Genomic DNA, 17,450 nt, shown 5'->3' with positions numbered 1-17,450 from the left:
GCTCGTCAAATGGCTTGGCTGCGCCGGGAGGGCGGCAGCAACTGGGCAATGGGGCCAGCGTTGGCGGCAGCGTCGTGCTGGCCGAAGCAGGCGTTGTAGGTGGCAATGATTTCCCCGGCGATGGACACGGCGATCTCGATCGGCAGCTTGCCCTTGACCTCGGCAATGCCCATCGGGCAGCGCATGCGCGCCATCACGGCATCATCAAAGCCGCGCTCGCGCAGGCGGTGCTCGAACTTGGCCCGCTTGGTCTTCGAGCCGATCAGGCCGAACCAGGTGAAATCATTGCGCTTGAGAATGGCTGCAGTCAGTTCCAGGTCGAGCTGGTGGTTGTGGGTCATGACGATGCAGTAGCAACCGGCTGGCAGCTCGGCCACTTCATCGACCGGCTCCTCGTTGACCACCTTGGTCACCCCTGGGGGGATGAGCTCGGGGAATTCCTGTTCGCGCGAATCGATCCAGCGCACCCGGCAGGGCAGCGCCGCGAGCAAGGGTACCAGAGCACGCCCGACATGGCCTGCACCGAACACCGCGATTTGCGCCTGCACCGCAGCCATCGGTTCGAACAGCAGCACGGTCACGCCGCCGCAGCACTGGCCGAGGCTGGCGCCGAGGCTGAAGCGCTCCAGGTGCGGGGTGGTGCGCTGTTCTTCGAGCATCTGCCGGGCGATGTGCAAGGCCTTGTATTCCAGGTGGCCGCCGCCGATGGTGTCGAACAGTGCCGAGGCGCTGACGACCATTTTCGAGCCGGCATTGCGCGGGGTGGAGCCGCGTTCCTCGATGATGGTGACCAGTACGCAGGGTTCGCCACGGGACTGGTGGTCGGCGAGGGCGTTGATCCATTGGTGCATGATTCAACCTCTCTTGAAGGCTGACATTGTCCTTGTGGGAGCGGGCTTGCCCCGCGAATGCGGCAGTGGCCACACCATCGTATTCGCGGGGCAAGCCCGCTCCCACAGGGTTACACGATGTCAGTGAGTCACGGTTTCCAGTTCTTGTTCGGCAGGCTGCGCTGCAGCCACTTCCTTGCGCATCTGCTCACACCCCCACAACACCCGCTCCGGGGTCGCCGGTGCATCGATGTTCGGCTGCACGCGGTAGTCGGCCAGGCTCGCCACGGCGTCCTTGATCGCACACCAGGCGGCGATGCCGAGCATGAATGGCGGCTCGCCCACGGCCTTGGAATGGAACACCGTGTCCTCCGGGTTCTTGCGGTTTTCCACCAGCTTCACACGCATGTCCAGCGGCATGTCGGCCACCGCCGGAATCTTGTAGCTGGCCGGGCCGTTGGTCATCAGTTTGCCCTTGGCGTTCCACACCAGTTCCTCGGTGGTCAGCCAGCCCATGCCCTGGATGAAGCCACCTTCGACCTGGCCGATGTCGATGGCCGGGTTCAGCGAGTCGCCCACGTCATGCAGGATGTCGGCGCGCAGCATCTTGTACTCGCCGGTCAGGGTATCGACGATCACTTCCACGCAGGCTGCGCCGAAGGCGAAGTAGTAGAACGGCCGGCCACGGGCCTGGCTGCGGTCGTAGAAAATCTTCGGGGTGCGGTAGAAGCCGGTGCTCGACAGCGACACCTGAGCGAAGTAGGCCTGCTGCACCAGTTGCTCGAAGCTGACGATCTGGTCGCGCATGCGCACATGGCCGTTGCGGAACTCGACGTCTTCCTCGGTCACCTGGTAGTGCCGCGCGGCGAATTCGGTCAGGCGCTTCTTGAGGATCTCGGCGGCGTTCTGCGCCGCCTTGCCGTTCAGGTCGGCGCCGCTGGAAGCAGCAGTAGGCGAGGTGTTGGGCACCTTGTCGGTGTTGGTGGCGGTGATCTGGATGCGGTCGAAATCGACCTGGAAGATCTGCGCGACCACCTGGGCGACCTTGGTGTTCAGGCCCTGGCCCATCTCGGTGCCGCCGTGGTTCAGGTGGATACTGCCATCGGTGTAGATGTGGATCAGCGCACCGGCCTGGTTGAGGAAGGTGGCGGTGAACGAAATGCCGAATTTGACCGGGGTCAGCGCAAGGCCCTTCTTGAGGATCGGGCTGTTGGCGTTGAAGCGGCGAATCGACTCGCGGCGTTCGGCGTAGTCGCTGCTGGCTTCAAGGTCGGCGGTCATCTCGTCGAGCATGTTGTGCTCGACGGTCTGGTAGTAGTGGGTGACGTTGCGCTCGGTCTTGCCGTAATAGTTGGCTTTGCGCACGGCCAGCGGGTCGCGGCCCAGGTGGCGGGCGATATGGTCCATTACCTGCTCGATGGCGACCATGCCTTGCGGGCCGCCGAAGCCACGGTAAGCCGTGTTGGAAGCGGTGTTGGTCTTGCAGCGGTGGCCATGCACGGTGGCATCGCCCAGGTAATAGGCGTTGTCGGAGTGGAACATGGCCCGGTCGACGATCGAGCCGGACAGGTCGGGTGAATAGCCGCAGTTGCCAGCCAGGTCGAAGTTGATGCCGTGCAGGCGGCCGTTGTCATCGAAACCGACGTCGTACTCGACATAGAACGGGTGGCGCTTGCCAGTCATGGTCATGTCTTCGACGCGCGGCAGGCGCATCTTGGTCGGCTGGCCGGTCAGGCGCGCAATCACTGCGCACAGGCACGCGGGGCTTGCGGCCTGGGTTTCCTTGCCGCCGAAACCGCCGCCCATGCGGCGCATGTCGAGGACGATTTTGTTCATCGGCACGTCCAGCACTTCGGCCACCAGCTTCTGCACCTCGGTGGGGTTTTGCGTGGAGCAGTAGACGATCATGCCGCCGTCTTCGGTGGGCATCACCGAGGAAATCTGCGTTTCCAGGTAGAAGTGCTCCTGGCCACCGATGTGCAAGGTGCCTTGCAGGCGGTGCGGGGCGCTGGCCAGGGCCGTGGCGGCGTCGCCACGCTGGTGGGTGTGGCTGTCCAGCACGAAGTGCTTCTTGCGAAACGCTTCGACCACATCCAGTACCGGCTCCAGGTCCTCATACTCGACGATGGCCGCCATGGCGGCGCGGCGGGCGGTTTCCAGGTCGCGGGCAGCGACGGCGAGCACCGGCTGGCCGAAGAACTCGACCTTGTCGATGGCCAGCAGCGGGTCGCCGGCCACCACCGGGCCGATGTCCTTGAGGCCGGGGATGTCTTCGTGGGTGATGGCGATGCGTACGCCTTCGAAGGCATAGCATGGCGTGGTGTCGATGCGCAGGATGCGTGCGTGGGCACGGTCGGCGGTGCGCGCATAGACGTGCAACTGGTTGGGGAATTCGAGGCGGTCATCGATGTACACCGCTTCGCCGGCCACGTGCTTGTCGGCGCTGTCGTGCTTGACGCTGCGGCCGACCCCGGTGGTCAGGTCCTGGCTGAACAGTTCGGCCATCTCGGCCTGGCTCTTGGCTACGTGATGGTTAGACATAAGCGGTCACCCGGGTTTCGATGTACGGCGTTTGCTGTTCGATGAAGTACTTGCGCAGCAGATTTTGCGCAGTCAGCAGGCGGTATTCCTTGCTGGCGCGGAAATCGCTGAGCGGGGTGAAGTCCTCGGCCAGGGCTTGGCAGGCGCGCTCGATGTTGGCCTGGTTCCACGGTTTGCCGCGCAGGGCCGCTTCGCAAGCGCGGGCGCGTTTCGGAATCGCAGCCATGCCGCCGAAGGCGATACGCACGCCGCTGACCACGCCGTTGTCGATGCTCAGGTTGAACGCTGCGCACACGGCAGAGATGTCGTCGTCCAGGCGTTTGGACACTTTATAGGCGCGGAAGGCCCAGTCATTGCTGGCGCGCGGCACGATGATCTTCTCGATGAACTCACTGTCCTGGCGCGCGGTGATGCGGTAGTCGATGAAGTAATCCTCCAGCGCCAGGGTGCGCTGGCGTTCGCCTTGGCGCAGGACCACCTGGGCATCCAGCGCAATCAGCAGGGGCGGCGAGTCGCCAATCGGCGAGGCGTTGCCGATATTGCCGCCCAGGGTGCCCTGGTTGCGGATCTGCAGCGAGGCGAAGCGGTGCAGCAGGTCGCCGAAATCAGGGTACTCGGCGTTGAGCGCCTCGTAGCAGTCGGTGAGCGGGGTGGCCGCGCCGATTTCCAGATGCCTGGCGGTCGTGTCGATGCGCTTGAGTTCGGCCACATGGCCGACATAGATCATCACCGGCAGGGTCTTGTGGAACTGGGTGACTTCCAGCGCCAGGTCGGTACCACCGGCCAGCAGGCGTGCTTCGGGGTGCGAACTGTACAGGTCGGCCAGGTCGGCCACGGTCAGCGGCACCAGGCAGCGCTTGTCGCCACTGTTGAGCTCGCCGGTCTGGGTCGGTGCAATGGCCTTGAGGCGGCTGATGGTCTGCGCTTGCTGGGCGTCGAACTGGTCGCGGCAAGGCTGGCGGCAGCTTTGCTCGGCGGCATCGAGGATCGGCCGGTAGCCGGTGCAGCGGCACAGGTTGCCGGCCAAGGCTTCTTGAGCCTGGTGCACGTCTGCGCCTTGGCTGTTTTTCTGCAGGGCGAACAGCGACATGACGAAGCCTGGGGTGCAGAAGCCGCATTGCGAGCCATGGCAGTCGGCCATGGCTTTTTGCACGCTGTGCAGTTCACCTTGGTGCTTGAGGCCTTCGACGCTGATCAACTGCTTGCCGTGCAGTGACGAAACGAAGGTCAGGCAAGAATTGAGGCTACGGTAGCGCAGGGTGTCGTTGCCCTGGTCGTCCTGGGTCAGTTCGCCGACCACCACAGTGCACGCACCGCAGTCGCCGCTGGCGCAGCCTTCCTTGGTGCCGGGTTTGCCCAGGTGCTCGCGCAGGTATTGCAGCACCGTCATGTTCGGGTCCAGGGCATGCTCATTACGCAGCTCCTGGTTGACGAGAAACTGGATCACGGGGATGGCCTCGCAATGGTTTTATTGTTGTTGGGCGGACAATAAGCAGACCTGACGAGCTGGTCAATATTTTTCTGACTCAAAGGTCAGGAAAATGCCTATGCCTACACCCGGCAGAACACATTGCCCATATCACAAGCATAGATCGCGCCGTGCAGGTGGCTGCCTGGCAAGCCAAATAAAGCGCAAGGCCCCTCTGCGCGAGTGCAGGTCAAGTACGCTACAATCCGCCACTTGTGCACAGTTCAATGATTTTGAAGGAAAACCATGACGTTCAAGGCCCCGGACAGCCTCTCAGAGCAGATTGCCGACTACCTGGCCGAACGCATCATTCGCGGCGAGCTGGAGCCCGGCGAGCGCATCCAGGAGCAAAAGGTCACCCAGGCGCTGAATGTCAGCCGCGGTTCGGTGCGTGAAGCGCTGCTGATCCTCGAACGTCGGCATCTGGTCGCCATCTTGCCGCGTCGTGGCGCCCATGTGACCAGGCTGGATGAACGCAGCGTGCGCAGCCTGTGCGACCTGATGGGCGAGTTCTACATCCTGCTGGGCAACGCCGTTGCACAAAAATGGCGCCTGGAGGCCGACCTGCGCCCGTTCCTGGAGATCCAGCAGCGCTTGCAGCAGGCCCGTGACCAGCAAGACATCAAGGCCTTCGTCGCCGAAAGCTTCGCCGTCATGCGTGCGGCTTACCCGTTCGCCGACAACCCTTACCTGCAGGAAACCGTCGAAAACCTGCAGCCGGCCATGAGCCGCGCCTACTACCTGGCCCTGGATCAGCGCCAGGCCAGTACCGACGACTACCTGGAGCTGTTCGCCCGCCTGCTCGAAGCGGTGGTCGCGCGCGACCTGCCGCGCATTCGCGAGGTACTCACCGCCTACTGCCAGCGCAGCTGCGAGCTGGTGCTGGCGGCGTTGGCCCGGGCCTGACGATGCGCCTCAAATGCATTCGCCTGGCCGGGTTCAAGTCGTTCGTCGACCCAACTACGGTCAACTTCCCCAGCAACATGGCAGCCGTGGTAGGCCCCAATGGTTGCGGCAAGTCCAACATCATCGACGCGGTGCGCTGGGTGATGGGCGAGAGTTCGGCAAAAAACCTGCGCGGCGAGTCGATGACCGACGTCATCTTCAACGGCTCCACCAGTCGCAAACCGGTCAGCCAGGCCAGCATCGAGCTGGTGTTCGACAACAGCGACAACACCCTGGTTGGTGAGTACGCGGCCTACGCTGAGATTTCCATTCGCCGCAAGGTGACCCGCGACGCGCAGAACAGCTATTACCTCAATGGCACCAAGTGCCGCCGCCGCGATATCACCGATATCTTCCTCGGCACCGGCCTCGGGCCGCGCAGCTACTCGATCATCGAGCAGGGCATGATCTCCAAGCTGATCGAAGCCAAGCCCGAAGAGCTGCGCAACTTCATCGAAGAGGCAGCGGGCATCTCCAAGTACAAGGAGCGCCGCCGCGAGACCGAGAACCGTATCCGCCGCACCCAGGAAAACCTGGCCCGGCTGACCGACCTGCGTGACGAACTGGAGCGCCAGCTCGAACGCCTGCACCGTCAGGCCCAGGCAGCCGAGAAGTACCGCGAGTACAAGGCCCAGGAGCGTCAGCTGAAAGCCCGCTTGTCGGCCTTGCGCTGGCGTGACCTGGACGAACGCGTACGTCAGCGCGAAGCGGTGATCGGTGATCAGGACGTGTCCCACGAAGCCCTGGTGGCTGAGCAGCGTAATGCCGATGCAAGCATCGAGCGCCTGCGCGATGGCCACCACGAATTGTCCGAACGCTTCAACCAGGTGCAGGGCCGGTTCTATTCGGTGGCAGGCGATATCGCCCGGGTCGAGCAGAGTATCCAGCATGGCCAGCAGCGCCTGCGCCAATTGCAGGACGATTTCAAGGAAGCCGAGCGCACGCGCCTGGAGACCGAATCGCACCTGGGCCATGACCGCACCTTGCTGGCGACCCTCGGCGAAGAGCTGGTGATGCTGGAGCCTGAACAGGAAATGACCCTGGCGGCTGCTGAAGAGGCCGCGGCCACCCTTGAAGAAGCCGAGCTAGGCATGCACGGCTGGCAAGAGCAGTGGGACAGCTTCAACACCCGGTCCGCCGAACCTCGTCGTCAGGCTGAAGTGCAACAGGCGCGGCTGCAACAGCTGGAAGCCAGCCTGGAGCGGTTGTCGGAGCGTCAGCGCAAGCTGGGTGAAGAGCGCGACCTGTTGGCTGCCGAGCCGCAGGACGCCGCCATGCTTGAGCTGGCCGAGCAGTTGGCCAGCAGCGAAATGCTGCTGGAAGAGTTGCAGCTGTCCGAAGAGCAAGTGGTCGAGCGGCTCGACGGCACCCGCGAGCAATTGCAACAGGCCACTCAGGCGCAACAGCAGGCACAGGGCGACCTGCAGCGTCTGGGCGGGCGGCTGGCCTCGCTTGAGGCCTTGCAGCAGGCCGCGCTGGAGCCGGGCGTAGGTGCCGCAGACTGGTTGCATGGGCAAGGCCTGGCACAGCGACCGCGCCTGGCTGAAGGGCTTCGGGTCGAGCCGGGCTGGGAGCTGGCAGTGGAGACGGTGCTGGGCGCTGATCTGCAAGCCGTACTGGTCGATGATTTCAGCAGCCTCGATTTTGCCGATCTGGAACAAGGCGAGTTGCGGTTGCTGCTGGCAAGCGGCGAGGGCGCGCGGCTGGCGGGCAGCCTGCTGGACAAAGTCGAAGGGCGCATCGACCTGACGCCCTGGTTGGGGCAGGTGAAACCGGTCGATGACCTGGCCCAGGCGCTGGCGCTGCGTGCGAGCCTGGGCGAGGGGCAGAGCCTGGTCAGCCGGGACGGTTATTGGGTTGGCCGGCATTTTTTGCGGGTCAGCCGAGGCGGCGAGGCCGAAGGCGGCGTGTTGGCCCGTGGCCAGGAGATCGAGCGCCTGGGCCAGCAACAGCTGGAGCAGGAAGCCGCCCTGGAGCACCTTGAGCAACAGCTTCAAGGTTTGCGCGAACAGCAGCTGGGCCTGGAAGAACAGCGCGAGCAGTTGCGCCGGCGTACCCAGGAAGAGGGGCGCCAACATGGCGAGCTCAAGGCCAGCCTGTCGGCAAGCCGCGCCCGCGCCGAGCAAGTCGAATTGCGTCGCCGCCGTCTGCAGGAAGAGCTGACCGAGTTGCAGGAGCAGCGTGCTCTGGAGCACGAGCAACTGGGTGAGGCGCGCCTGGTGCTGCAAGAGGCCCTGGACCTGATGGCCCAGGACACCGAGCAGCGTGAGCAGTTGATGGCCCGTCGCGATACCCTGCGCGAAGGCCTCGACCGCATTCGCCAGGAGGCCCGCCAGCACAAGGACCATGCCCACCAGTTGGCTGTGCGCCTGGGCTCGCTGCGCGCCCAACACGATTCCACCCGTCAGGCCCTGGAACGCCTGGAGCAACAGGCGGCACGCCTGACCGAGCGCCAGGAACAGCTGAGCCTGAACCTGGAGGAAGGCGAAGCGCCCCTCGAAGAGCTGCGCCTCAAGCTTGAAGAATTGCTGGAGCGGCGCATGAGCGTCGACGAAGAAATGCGCCAGGCGCGCCTGCACATGGACGAAGCCGACCGTGCGCTGCGCGACGCCGAAAAGCGCCGCACCCAGGCTGAGCAGCAAGCTCAGTTGCTGCGTGGCCAGCTGGAGCAACTGCGCTTGGAATGCCAGGGCCTGGATGTGCGGCGCAAGACCCTTCAAGAGCAGTTGCTGGCCGATGGCTACGACCTGCAAGGCGTGCTTGCCACCCTCGAAGCCGACGACACCGAACAGAGTACCGAGCAGGCGCTGGAGCAGACCGAGGCGCGTATCCAGCGTTTGGGCGCGATCAACCTGGCTGCTATCGAAGAATACGAGCAGCAGTCTGAGCGCAAACGCTACCTGGACGCCCAGAACGCCGACCTGGTCGAAGCGCTGGAGACCCTGGAAAACGTCATCCGCAAGATCGACAAGGAAACCCGCAATCGCTTCAGGGATACCTTTGATCAGATAAATGCCGGATTACAGGCACTTTTTCCAAAAGTTTTCGGTGGTGGCAGCGCTTATCTGGAACTGACGGGCGAAGATCTACTCGATACAGGGGTAACGATCATGGCGCGACCACCGGGCAAGAAGAACAGCACCATCCATCTGCTGTCCGGTGGCGAGAAGGCACTGACCGCCCTGGCGCTGGTGTTCGCCATCTTCAAGTTGAACCCCGCACCGTTCTGCATGCTCGACGAGGTCGATGCGCCGCTGGACGATGCCAACGTCGGGCGATACGCCCGGCTGGTGAAAGAAATGAGTGAAAGTGTGCAGTTCATCTACATCACCCATAACAAGATTGCCATGGAGATGGCAGATCAATTGATGGGGGTGACGATGCATGAGCCAGGATGCTCACGCCTTGTTGCAGTGGATGTGGAGGAGGCGATGGCTATGGTCGACGCCTGATACGCGAAGATAGGGCACATTCTGTAGCGAAATGGCCCCGCCATGTGCGACAGACGGTGTAAAGTTGTCTTTGGTCGTGCTAGCTTAATGTCACTCGTTTTTTGCGTGGGTAAAACGCCTGTCAGAACATAGAGTTGGCGCCACGTGTTAAAGGGCTTTGAACCCTTTGTTTTCAAGCATATTTTTATAGAGGCACGGGATTACATGGAAATCGGTCTGCGCGAGTGGCTGATCCTCATCGGCATCATTGTCATTGCCGGTATTCTTTTCGACGGCTGGCGCCGCATGCGCGGCGGGAAAGGCAAGTTGAAATTCCGTCTGGATCGCAGTTATTCCAATACCCCCGAGGAAGAGGGCGGTGCCGAAGTGCTCGGCCCATCGCGGGTGCTGGATAACCACAAGGAACCAGAACTGGACGAGAGCGACCTGCCCTCGCTCAGCGCGTCGTCGCGTGATCGCGAGCGCGAGCCAAAGCCGGTCAAGGCCAGCAAGCGTGGCAAGCGTGCCGCAGAAGTGCCGCAGGGTGACCTGAACCTGGTGGCCGAGGCGCGCGAGCCCGATCTGTTTGCCGATGCCGATGATGATTTTGCTGCCGACAACAACCGCAACAGCGGTACGGCGTCCAGCAACAACACGGTCAAGGAATTGCCCCCCGCTGAAGAAGTGCTGGTGATCAGCGTCATCTCCCGCGACGAGGGTGGTTTCAAGGGGCCGGCACTGCTGCAGAACATTCTCGAGAGCGGCCTGCGTTTTGGCGAGATGGACATCTTCCACCGCCACGAGAGCATGGCGGGCCACGGCGAAGTGCTGTTCTCCATGGCCAACGCCGTGAAGCCCGGTATTTTCGACCTGGACGACATCGACCACTTCAGCACCCGTGCGGTGAGCTTCTTCCTGGGGCTGCCGGGCCCGCGTCACCCTAAACAGGCCTTCGACGTGATGGTTGCAGCGGCGCGCAAGTTGGCCCATGAACTCAATGGCGAACTCAAGGACGACCAGCGCAGCGTGCTGACCGCCCAGACCATCGAGCATTATCGCCAGCGCATCGTCGAGTTCGAACGCCGTGCGCTGACCCAGAAGCGCTGATAGATCCAGACGAAAGAGCAGCCTGCGGGGCGTGCTGGCCGGTTCGGGATTTGATGTTGTTGGTCCCGGCCCTTTCGCGGGCAAGCCCGCTCCCACAGTTACCCCACTGCCTTTGAGCGCCGTGGAGTACCTGTGGGAGCGGGCTTGCCCGCGAAAGGGCCGGATCAGCAACTAAAGATCCAGAACCCCAGACAACGTCCCCCAGGCTGCTCTTTTGCTTTGCAAGAGAAGACAAACGAATGACCGCCGAATCCCGAATCCACGCCCTGCGCGCCGAGCTCGACCAGCACAACTACCGCTACTACGTGCTCGATGAGCCTAGCGTGCCCGATGCCGAATACGATCGCTTGTTCAACGAGCTCAAGGCGTTGGAAGCCGAACACCCGCACTTGGTGACGCCTGACTCGCCGACCCAGCGCGTCAGCGGCCAGGCCCTGGCCGCGTTCAGCCAGGTGCGTCACGAAGTGCCCATGCTCAGCCTGGGCAATGCCTTCGAAGAAACCGACCTGCATGAATTCGGCCGCCGCGTGGTCGACGGCCTCGATCAGCCGGGTGCGGTCGATTACAGCTGCGAACCCAAGCTCGATGGCCTGGCGGTGAGCCTGCTGTACCGCGACGGCCAGTTGGTGCAGGGTGCCACCCGCGGCGATGGCACCACCGGCGAAGACATCAGTGCCAACGTGCGCACTGTGCGCAACATTCCGCTCAAGCTGCAGGGCGAAGGCTGGCCGGCGGTGCTGGAAGTGCGCGGCGAGGTGTACATGAGCAAGGCCGGTTTCGACCGGCTCAATGCCGTCCAGGCAGAAGCCGGTGGCAAGACTTTTGCCAACCCGCGCAACGCTGCAGCCGGCAGCCTGCGCCAACTGGATTCGAAAATCACCGCCAGTCGCCCGCTGGAATTCTGCTGCTACGGCGTAGGCCAGGTGTCCGAAAGCATCGGCGACAGCCACATTGGCGTCCTCGAGCAGCTCAAGGCCTGGGGCCTGCCGATCAGCCGTGAGCTCCGGCATGCCGCAGGCATCGAAGAATGCCTGGCTTACTACCGCGACATCGGTGAGCGCCGTAACAGCCTGCCGTACGAGATCGACGGCGTGGTGTTCAAGGTCAACAGCCTGGCGTCCCAGCGTGAACTGGGCTTCCGCGCCCGCGAGCCGCGCTGGGCGATTGCCCACAAGTTCCCGGCCATGGAAGAGCTGACCGAAGTACTGGATGTCGAATTCCAGGTGGGTCGTACCGGGGCGGTGACGCCTGTGGCGCGGCTGAAGCCGGTCAAAGTGGCCGGCGTGACAGTGTCCAACGCCACCCTGCACAACATGGACGAGATCGCCCGTCTGGGCCTGCGTATTGGCGACACGGTCATCATCCGCCGCGCCGGCGACGTGATCCCGCAGGTCATGCAAGTGGTGCTCGAGCGACGCCCCGAAGATGCCCGCCCGGTTGAAGTGCCGAGTGCGTGCCCGGTGTGTGGCTCGCACGTCGAGCGCACCCAGCTGGTCAAGCGCAGCAAGGGCAAGGAAACCACCAGCGAAGGTGCGGTGTACCGTTGCGTCGGTCGTCTGGCCTGTGGTGCCCAGCTCAAGCAAGCGATCATCCACTACGTTTCGCGCCGCGCGATGGATATCGACGGCCTGGGCGAAAAGAGCGTCGAGCAGTTGGTGGACGAAGGGTTGATCGGCTCGCCAGCAGACCTGTACAAACTGGAGTTCGACCAGATCGTTGGCCTGGAAGGGTTCGCCGAGGTGTCCAGCAAGAAGCTGCTGGATGCCATCGAAGCCAGCAAGCGCCCGAGCCTGGCACGTTTCATCTACGCCCTGGGCATCCCGGATGTGGGTGAAGAGACCGCCAAAGTCCTGGCGCGCTCGCTGGGCAGCCTGGCGCGGGTGCAGCAGGCGTTACCGCAGGTGCTGACCTACTTGCCGGACATCGGGCTTGAAGTGGCTTACGAAATCCACAACTTCTTCGAAGACGAGCACAACCGCAAAGTCATCGAGCAGTTGCTCGCCTGTGGCATGCAATTGCAGGACGAAGGCGACCTGGCCGCCGAGTTCGCCGCCAGCACCACCCTGGCCGGGATGATCGCCAAGCTCGATATCCCCTCGGTCGGCCCGACCGGCGCTGAAAAGCTGGTGGCCAAGCTCGACAGCCTGGACAAGATCATCGCCGCCGATGGTATCGACTTGCGTCAGGCCCTGGCCGCCAAGCAGGCCGAGGCGGTGCGCGAGTTCTTCAAGGACGAAGCGAACCAGAAGCTGGCACGGGACATCGAAGCCCAGTTGCTGGCGTTTGGCATGCACTGGAACAGCGAGAAAAAAGTCGCCGAAGGCCTGCCGTTGGCAGGGCAGACCTGGGTATTGACCGGCACCCTGGAGCGCATGAGCCGCGACATTGCCAAAGAAAAACTGGAAAGCCTCGGCGCCAAGGTGGCAGGTTCCGTTTCCGGCAAGACCCACTGCGTGGTCGCAGGCCCCGGCGCGGGCTCCAAGCTGGCCAAGGCCAGTGAACTGGGTGTGAAGGTGCTGGACGAAGATGCGTTCATCGTCTTCCTAGGCGAGCAGGGCATCGCCGTCTGACCAGCCTTTCGATCAAGTCATTGAGAAATGATGACTTTTTCTCCCATCAGAGGTTGTAACTTCGCCTCAGACCGGTACAATGGCGCGGCTCGCTGCTTAGCGAGTTGCGTCAGTGGTGGCCCCATCGGTCCCCCCGCATTGATTACCCGTTAACCTGGTCAGGCCCGGAAGGGAGCAGCCATAGCGGGAACATCGAGTGCCGGGGTGTGGCTGGTGGGGCCGCCTCCATTTCCTAAGTCCTTAATTCTAAAGGGCTTTTCTCGCTCAAAATCTTGAAGTGGACCAGTGCCGTAGTACACCTAAGTGGTGCACTGTAAACGGCATGCTAGCGCTTATCTTGCATTTCCTCCAGCTGAACAGTCTCAAATCTTCGCGTGTGATCCGTCCCATTACGAGGGGAGGTCATTTCTACCTCATCTGTCCATCGAATCTGTGCGGCGTACAGGTGATGGCTAACTAGTGGCTGAGGCTGTTAAGCTTTGTTAGAATCAGAAAACTATCCGGCTCGTTAGCAGTTGATCTCAAAAAAGGAATTGTCTTGAATCCCATCGACTGGTTAAATCAGAACTATCAATGGTTCCTTTCAGGACTTGGTTTGACAATATTCAGTACCGCTATCTATTTTCTCGGGCAATGGAATACAGTGCGGTCTGAATCAAAGAAAAAAAACAAGTTGAATATTTCTGAGTCAATTACAAAGTTTGAGTTGCCGCGCAACGATGTTTTCGAGCATGAGACAATCTCAGTATCCTATAACTCAAAATCTTACGATAATCTTGTCCACTACCATGTGGCGGCTGAGAACATAGGACTGACCTCAATACAGGGTCAGAATATATTTTTAGAGCTTCCTGCTGGCTTAATTGTCGTTAGCAAGAAAACCACTACCAGTAGCAAAGCAATCGGTCTGTCCGAAAATGCAAGCGCAGATGGCGAAGGGATAAATTATGTTATTGATCGACTGGAGCCGGGAGAGTTTGTGTCTATTTCGGTTTTAGCCGATACTTGCTTTTCGGATCAGATAAAAGCGAGGCCGAGAGGGGTGGAAAATGCAGAATACAGCAGTGGTAAGAGGCAATTGCTCGGAAGCTCAGATGATGTTCAGCTTGCCATAATGCTACTAGGCGCCTTTATTGCCGTGGGTTCTGTCCCGGGTATTGGTGTTTTTCTGCAGGCGGCATTGTTAATGGTCGGTGCACCTATTTTTGCCCGAGCCATTCGTAGTGTAATGACTAGCAGAAGACAGGCAGTCGGAAGTGGTTCAGATTTGAATGCTGAGGCGGGTAAATTAGATGAGAAAACCAATTCAGCGGGGGAGGTCAAGGCTCAGTACATAAAGCATTAATTTCTACTTCCATACCGAGCTGGTTTCATAAGGCACCGATTATATTTTTCTGACTAGCGCCTTGTTGTGTTTCGATGGTGATTGGCGGTGCCAGTTGTCAGGTTAAGTTGTTCAGCGCGATGCTTAACCTCTCGGTTTGCAGCTATTAGATAAGGCAAACTAATGGTTTTTGAGATTATTGAGGTGAGCTATTATGGATCGTGCGTATTGCATTAGCCTCAAGCGAGAGGTCAGTGCAAAGGAGGTGGTAGAGCTATATCGTCAGCAAATAATTACAAAAAAAGATGATTTCGCGTGCTTGGACGCATCTTGTAGGGCAAGATATGTTTGTGCGAACTTAGGGCGGAAAATCTATAAGGTCGACCATTATTTCAAAACGGCACGCAGATCTGAGCGACATTTCCCGGGGTGCTCATTTGAGCCTAAGTATTCAGTTCCAACTCTCAATGTCTTAGCGAAGGGGAGGCGCGAAAGGTCTTCTATAGCAGATACTGCAGAAGTCGTATTTGAAGCCAAGCGTCGGAAGGGGTATTTCGGAGTTCCAAGCCGTATACGACAATTTCCAACTGATGACATAGTAAGCCTTCGTTACGTGTCTAATCGTCCGTCGGGTAAAGGTTTTGGAGTGGCTAACCCGAAGTGCTACTCTATTGAAACGCTTTTAAATGGTGGGTGGTCTCTTTGTCGAGGGCTGGTTATTGATGGTAATTCGGGTACTATCAAGTCTTCTTTCGTTCCGGTAGATAATCAGAGTCCGGATATCTATAGGCGATATATATATTGCGGCTTAGCAGTCAATATAGATTCCTGTGAAAAGTATACATATTTCAAATTTGGGCGATGCTTCTCAGTTCCGCATAATGGGGCTCCTGTTGTTGTACGGCTCTTGGCGGCTACTGTCTCTGAATCTGTTGGTCAGGCGCGAGCATATTATCGGGTTCTGTTAGATCGGCTTCTGGCGGTTGCTAAGGTTGTGAGTAAGCGCCCGGAAAACCAATTTTTTCTTTATGCATTTGGTGTTCCTAAATATGATGATTCTAATGGCGTTTGGAATATAGATATCGAGAGCATTGATCATATTTATATGGAGGGGCGGTGTTACCGCTCTGAGCTTATAGCAAACATATATCGTGATCCCGAACTTAATTATCACTATTTTGTTTGATTTTATTTGTGTGTGCAGTGGATGGACAGGTTTCGTTTGCTGAAGCAACGTGTGCATTTAGTAAAAATCAAACGTGGCGGTTGTTTTAAATTCTGTGGTGGTGGCTTGGGTGCGGGCTAGGGTTTGTCTGAGCCGTAGGCAAACACGCTTTTCAAACACCTGCTCTTTATTTCGTTTTTTATCATGTCAAATGGTAGGTTTGAATGGTACTTTTTCCCATTCATCACGCATTCCATAAAGCTCGGCGGTGTCGTATCGACCGCTGGCTGCGAGTTTTGCATGGCTTGTGATGCGATTTGAGGTTGTGCCATGGCGATGACTTTTTCGGGCTCCAAGCCTTTCTGGCTGAGAAGGCAACCAATCAGCAGGGCAACGGATACCAAGAATCTGCCAGAACCTATGAAGAACCTTGCTATAACTCCTTTATTTTTGGTGGCAAAGCTCAATAAGCCGGGAGTCAGCACAGCTACTGATAGAAACAGGTAGATCGACCATATTGGAATCGGTTCGTCTTGGACGTAGCCGGTGTAAACCTTCACACCTTCTGTGAAGCAAATGGCCCCGTAGCAGAGAAAGTAAAGAACTCTTGTGAGTTTCCAGAGTTTGTTGTTCAACGTTTGTAGCTTTTCCACGGTTGGGTTCCATTGCAAATCATTAGTTGAAATCAATCATTAGATGGGCTATGCCGCCCTCAAGCAGACGGTAGGTAGGTGCACCAAAGCTTCTTGTCTTCGGCATTCCTACCCGGCTTCCAGTACACCTCGCCTGACAGCTCGTTGGGTACCTTGTAGACAATCTTCGTGTTGAGCTTGATTAGCGGGTTCAGCGACCGCATACGGATACCGTAGCCCTCGCTCATCACAGTCTCCGTGGTGTCGAATTTGAAGTCTTTGCCGTCCTTCTTGATAAGTAAGCTGCCTTCCAGTGGGAGTCGTCCCTCGTTGTCAGTGTTCTTGAAAGTCGCATTCACAGTGAGGAATCGCGCATCAGGATCTGGCTTTATCGTGGAGAAGCGGTTGCCGGTGTCGATAGACTTGCTGATGGTGCAGTCGTTTACCGTCACATCGAAGTACCCAATCTGACCATGCATAGCCTCCTGCTTCGCTTGAAGCCCTTTGAGGTAGCTCGTGGCATACACGTTGTACGCATTGATCGCGGTATCACCTATAGCCCCTACACGGCAGGAAATGACGTTATAGGCATCCTTTGGAAATTTATGGTCATTGAGCGCCTCGTCCAAAGCTGCATTGGCTGCATCGAAGTCAGCGTCTACCCCGCGCTTAAACGGTCCTTGCTTGGCTAGCTCCCTGATTTTCAGAACGTCAGCGTTGAATTCCTTACCTTTACCTTGAGCGTAGTAATCGCCAAGAACGGTGTCGGCTCCGACTGCAAAGCCCAAAGTTTCGGCTGTCATCAAGGTTTTCTGGATCGAGAACATGAAATCGTTCTCTTCAGACGTGAGACTGGAGCCGTCGAGCTGGACAGTGGTGCAGTCTGGAAGCTCGCGCTTGGTGTCTTTCTTAGCTGCTGCGCAGGAGAAGCCGGGCACAGTAAGGCAGGTCATCAGAGCCAAGACAAGGCGGCTGCGGTGCATCTTAAATCCCTTGTAGGTAGTTGTGATGAACAAAGCCTATCCGCACGACATGGGGCAATCAACCGAATTCTTAGGCGCAAGTTTACTTGATTAAGAATGGTATAATTTGGCCATAAAATTCAAGTGCCCATGCTTGAATCAGATTGTACAAAAAGGTACTTGCGAAAAGCTTTGTGAGCCTTGGAGGTGTCTACGAAGGTTTACTCCTCCCCCCCCCAATTTCAGAATCTGGTTTTGAGGCTGACAGTGTATTTCAATGTGGTCAGAATCCCCTGTGACACAGCACCACTGCTTGACTGCAAGCCATGGGCCAAGGTGGATGGGTCTATAGATTCACCAAATCCCTACATGACAGACGACCAAATGCAAGAACGCCCCGCACAAGCTCCAAGTAAGCTCAATGCGAGGCGATTATATGAAATGGCTTGATAGGTGTGGGGGTTATCAGAAGCTC

11 protein-coding genes and 1 other RNA gene are annotated in these 17,450 nt (G+C 59.0%); 7 read left to right on the top strand and 5 right to left on the bottom strand.

Translation table 11 applies throughout. The features are described 5' to 3' along the window. Positions 1-5: 5 nt before the first annotated feature. The 3 genes from xdhC to xdhA form a co-directional block, all read right to left on the bottom strand. Positions 6-851, bottom strand: coding sequence for a xanthine dehydrogenase accessory protein XdhC (xdhC, locus tag ACSSU5_RS02800; protein WP_264312252.1), 846 nt, complete (start codon positions 849-851; stop codon positions 6-8). Between the two features lie 120 nt (positions 852-971). After that, complete coding sequence (gene xdhB, locus ACSSU5_RS02795; protein WP_264312253.1) at positions 972-3,371, bottom strand: xanthine dehydrogenase molybdopterin binding subunit; 2,400 nt, start codon at positions 3,369-3,371, stop codon at positions 972-974. Then, a complete protein-coding gene (gene xdhA / locus ACSSU5_RS02790) occupies positions 3,364-4,818 on the bottom strand; it encodes a xanthine dehydrogenase small subunit (RefSeq protein WP_492560555.1) in 1,455 nt (484 codons plus the stop codon). Before xdhA ends, xdhB begins: the two co-directional genes overlap by 8 nt. A gap of 267 nt (positions 4,819-5,085) precedes the next feature. On the opposite strand from xdhA, the gene ACSSU5_RS02785 reads away from it, so the two are divergent. The 7 genes from ACSSU5_RS02785 to ACSSU5_RS02755 all read left to right on the top strand — a co-directional run bounded on the left by ACSSU5_RS02785 (position 5,086) and on the right by ACSSU5_RS02755 (position 15,402). Then, positions 5,086-5,745, top strand: coding sequence for a GntR family transcriptional regulator (locus ACSSU5_RS02785; protein ID WP_264312255.1), 660 nt, complete (start codon positions 5,086-5,088; stop codon positions 5,743-5,745). A gap of 2 nt (positions 5,746-5,747) precedes the next feature. Then, positions 5,748-9,236, top strand: a complete 3,489-nt coding sequence (smc, locus tag ACSSU5_RS02780; RefSeq protein ID WP_492560554.1) for a chromosome segregation protein SMC — start codon at positions 5,748-5,750, stop codon at positions 9,234-9,236. Between the two features lie 204 nt (positions 9,237-9,440). After that, the gene (gene zipA, locus ACSSU5_RS02775; protein ID WP_264312257.1) at positions 9,441-10,322 is read left to right on the top strand and encodes a cell division protein ZipA; all 882 of its coding nucleotides are present in this window, start codon (positions 9,441-9,443) and stop codon (positions 10,320-10,322) included. A 239-nt stretch (positions 10,323-10,561) separates the two neighbouring features. Further along, positions 10,562-12,892, top strand: coding sequence for an NAD-dependent DNA ligase LigA (ligA, locus tag ACSSU5_RS02770; RefSeq protein WP_492560553.1), 2,331 nt, complete (start codon positions 10,562-10,564; stop codon positions 12,890-12,892). Positions 12,893-13,014: 122 nt separating this feature from the next. Beyond that, positions 13,015-13,111, top strand: an RNA gene (gene ffs / locus ACSSU5_RS02765) — signal recognition particle sRNA small type. A 319-nt stretch (positions 13,112-13,430) separates the two neighbouring features. Next, positions 13,431-14,237: a hypothetical protein gene (locus tag ACSSU5_RS02760; protein WP_492560552.1), complete on the top strand. Its 807-nt coding sequence runs from the start codon at positions 13,431-13,433 to the stop codon at positions 14,235-14,237. Positions 14,238-14,862: 625 nt separating this feature from the next. Then, positions 14,863-15,402 (top strand): hypothetical protein, encoded by a 540-nt coding sequence (locus ACSSU5_RS02755; RefSeq protein WP_492560551.1) that lies wholly within the window; start codon positions 14,863-14,865, stop codon positions 15,400-15,402. Between the two features lie 116 nt (positions 15,403-15,518). Here ACSSU5_RS02755 and ACSSU5_RS02750 read toward each other — a convergent pair whose 3' ends face one another. Together ACSSU5_RS02750 and ACSSU5_RS02745 are read right to left on the bottom strand one after the other, a co-directional pair. After that, entirely contained in the window at positions 15,519-16,034 is a 516-nt protein-coding gene (locus ACSSU5_RS02750) for a hypothetical protein (RefSeq protein WP_492560550.1), read from the bottom strand. A gap of 59 nt (positions 16,035-16,093) precedes the next feature. Next, positions 16,094-16,996 carry a DUF4352 domain-containing protein gene (locus ACSSU5_RS02745; RefSeq protein ID WP_492560549.1) on the bottom strand — a complete coding sequence of 301 codons (903 nt, stop codon included), beginning with the start codon at positions 16,994-16,996 and terminating at the stop codon, positions 16,094-16,096. Positions 16,997-17,450 lie beyond the last annotated feature (454 nt).

The organism is Pseudomonas sp. E1MeOHC2, from assembly GCF_058745025.1.
This window is presented reverse-complemented; position numbering and strand designations above follow the sequence as displayed.

Bases quoted from the DNA above. Each gene is read 5' to 3' on its own strand.
- xdhC (WP_264312252.1), bottom strand. From the start codon at position 851: ATGCACCAATGGATCAACGCCCTCGCCGACCACCAGTCCCGTGGCGAA.
- xdhB (WP_264312253.1), bottom strand. From the start codon at position 3,371: ATGTCTAACCATCACGTAGCCAAGAGCCAGGCCGAGATGGCCGAACTG.
- ACSSU5_RS02785 (WP_264312255.1), top strand. From the start codon at position 5,086: ATGACGTTCAAGGCCCCGGACAGCCTCTCAGAGCAGATTGCCGACTAC.
- ACSSU5_RS02745 (WP_492560549.1), bottom strand. From the start codon at position 16,996: ATGCACCGCAGCCGCCTTGTCTTGGCTCTGATGACCTGCCTTACTGTG.
- zipA (WP_264312257.1), top strand. From the start codon at position 9,441: ATGGAAATCGGTCTGCGCGAGTGGCTGATCCTCATCGGCATCATTGTC.
- smc (WP_492560554.1), top strand. From the start codon at position 5,748: ATGCGCCTCAAATGCATTCGCCTGGCCGGGTTCAAGTCGTTCGTCGAC.
- ligA (WP_492560553.1), top strand. From the start codon at position 10,562: ATGACCGCCGAATCCCGAATCCACGCCCTGCGCGCCGAGCTCGACCAG.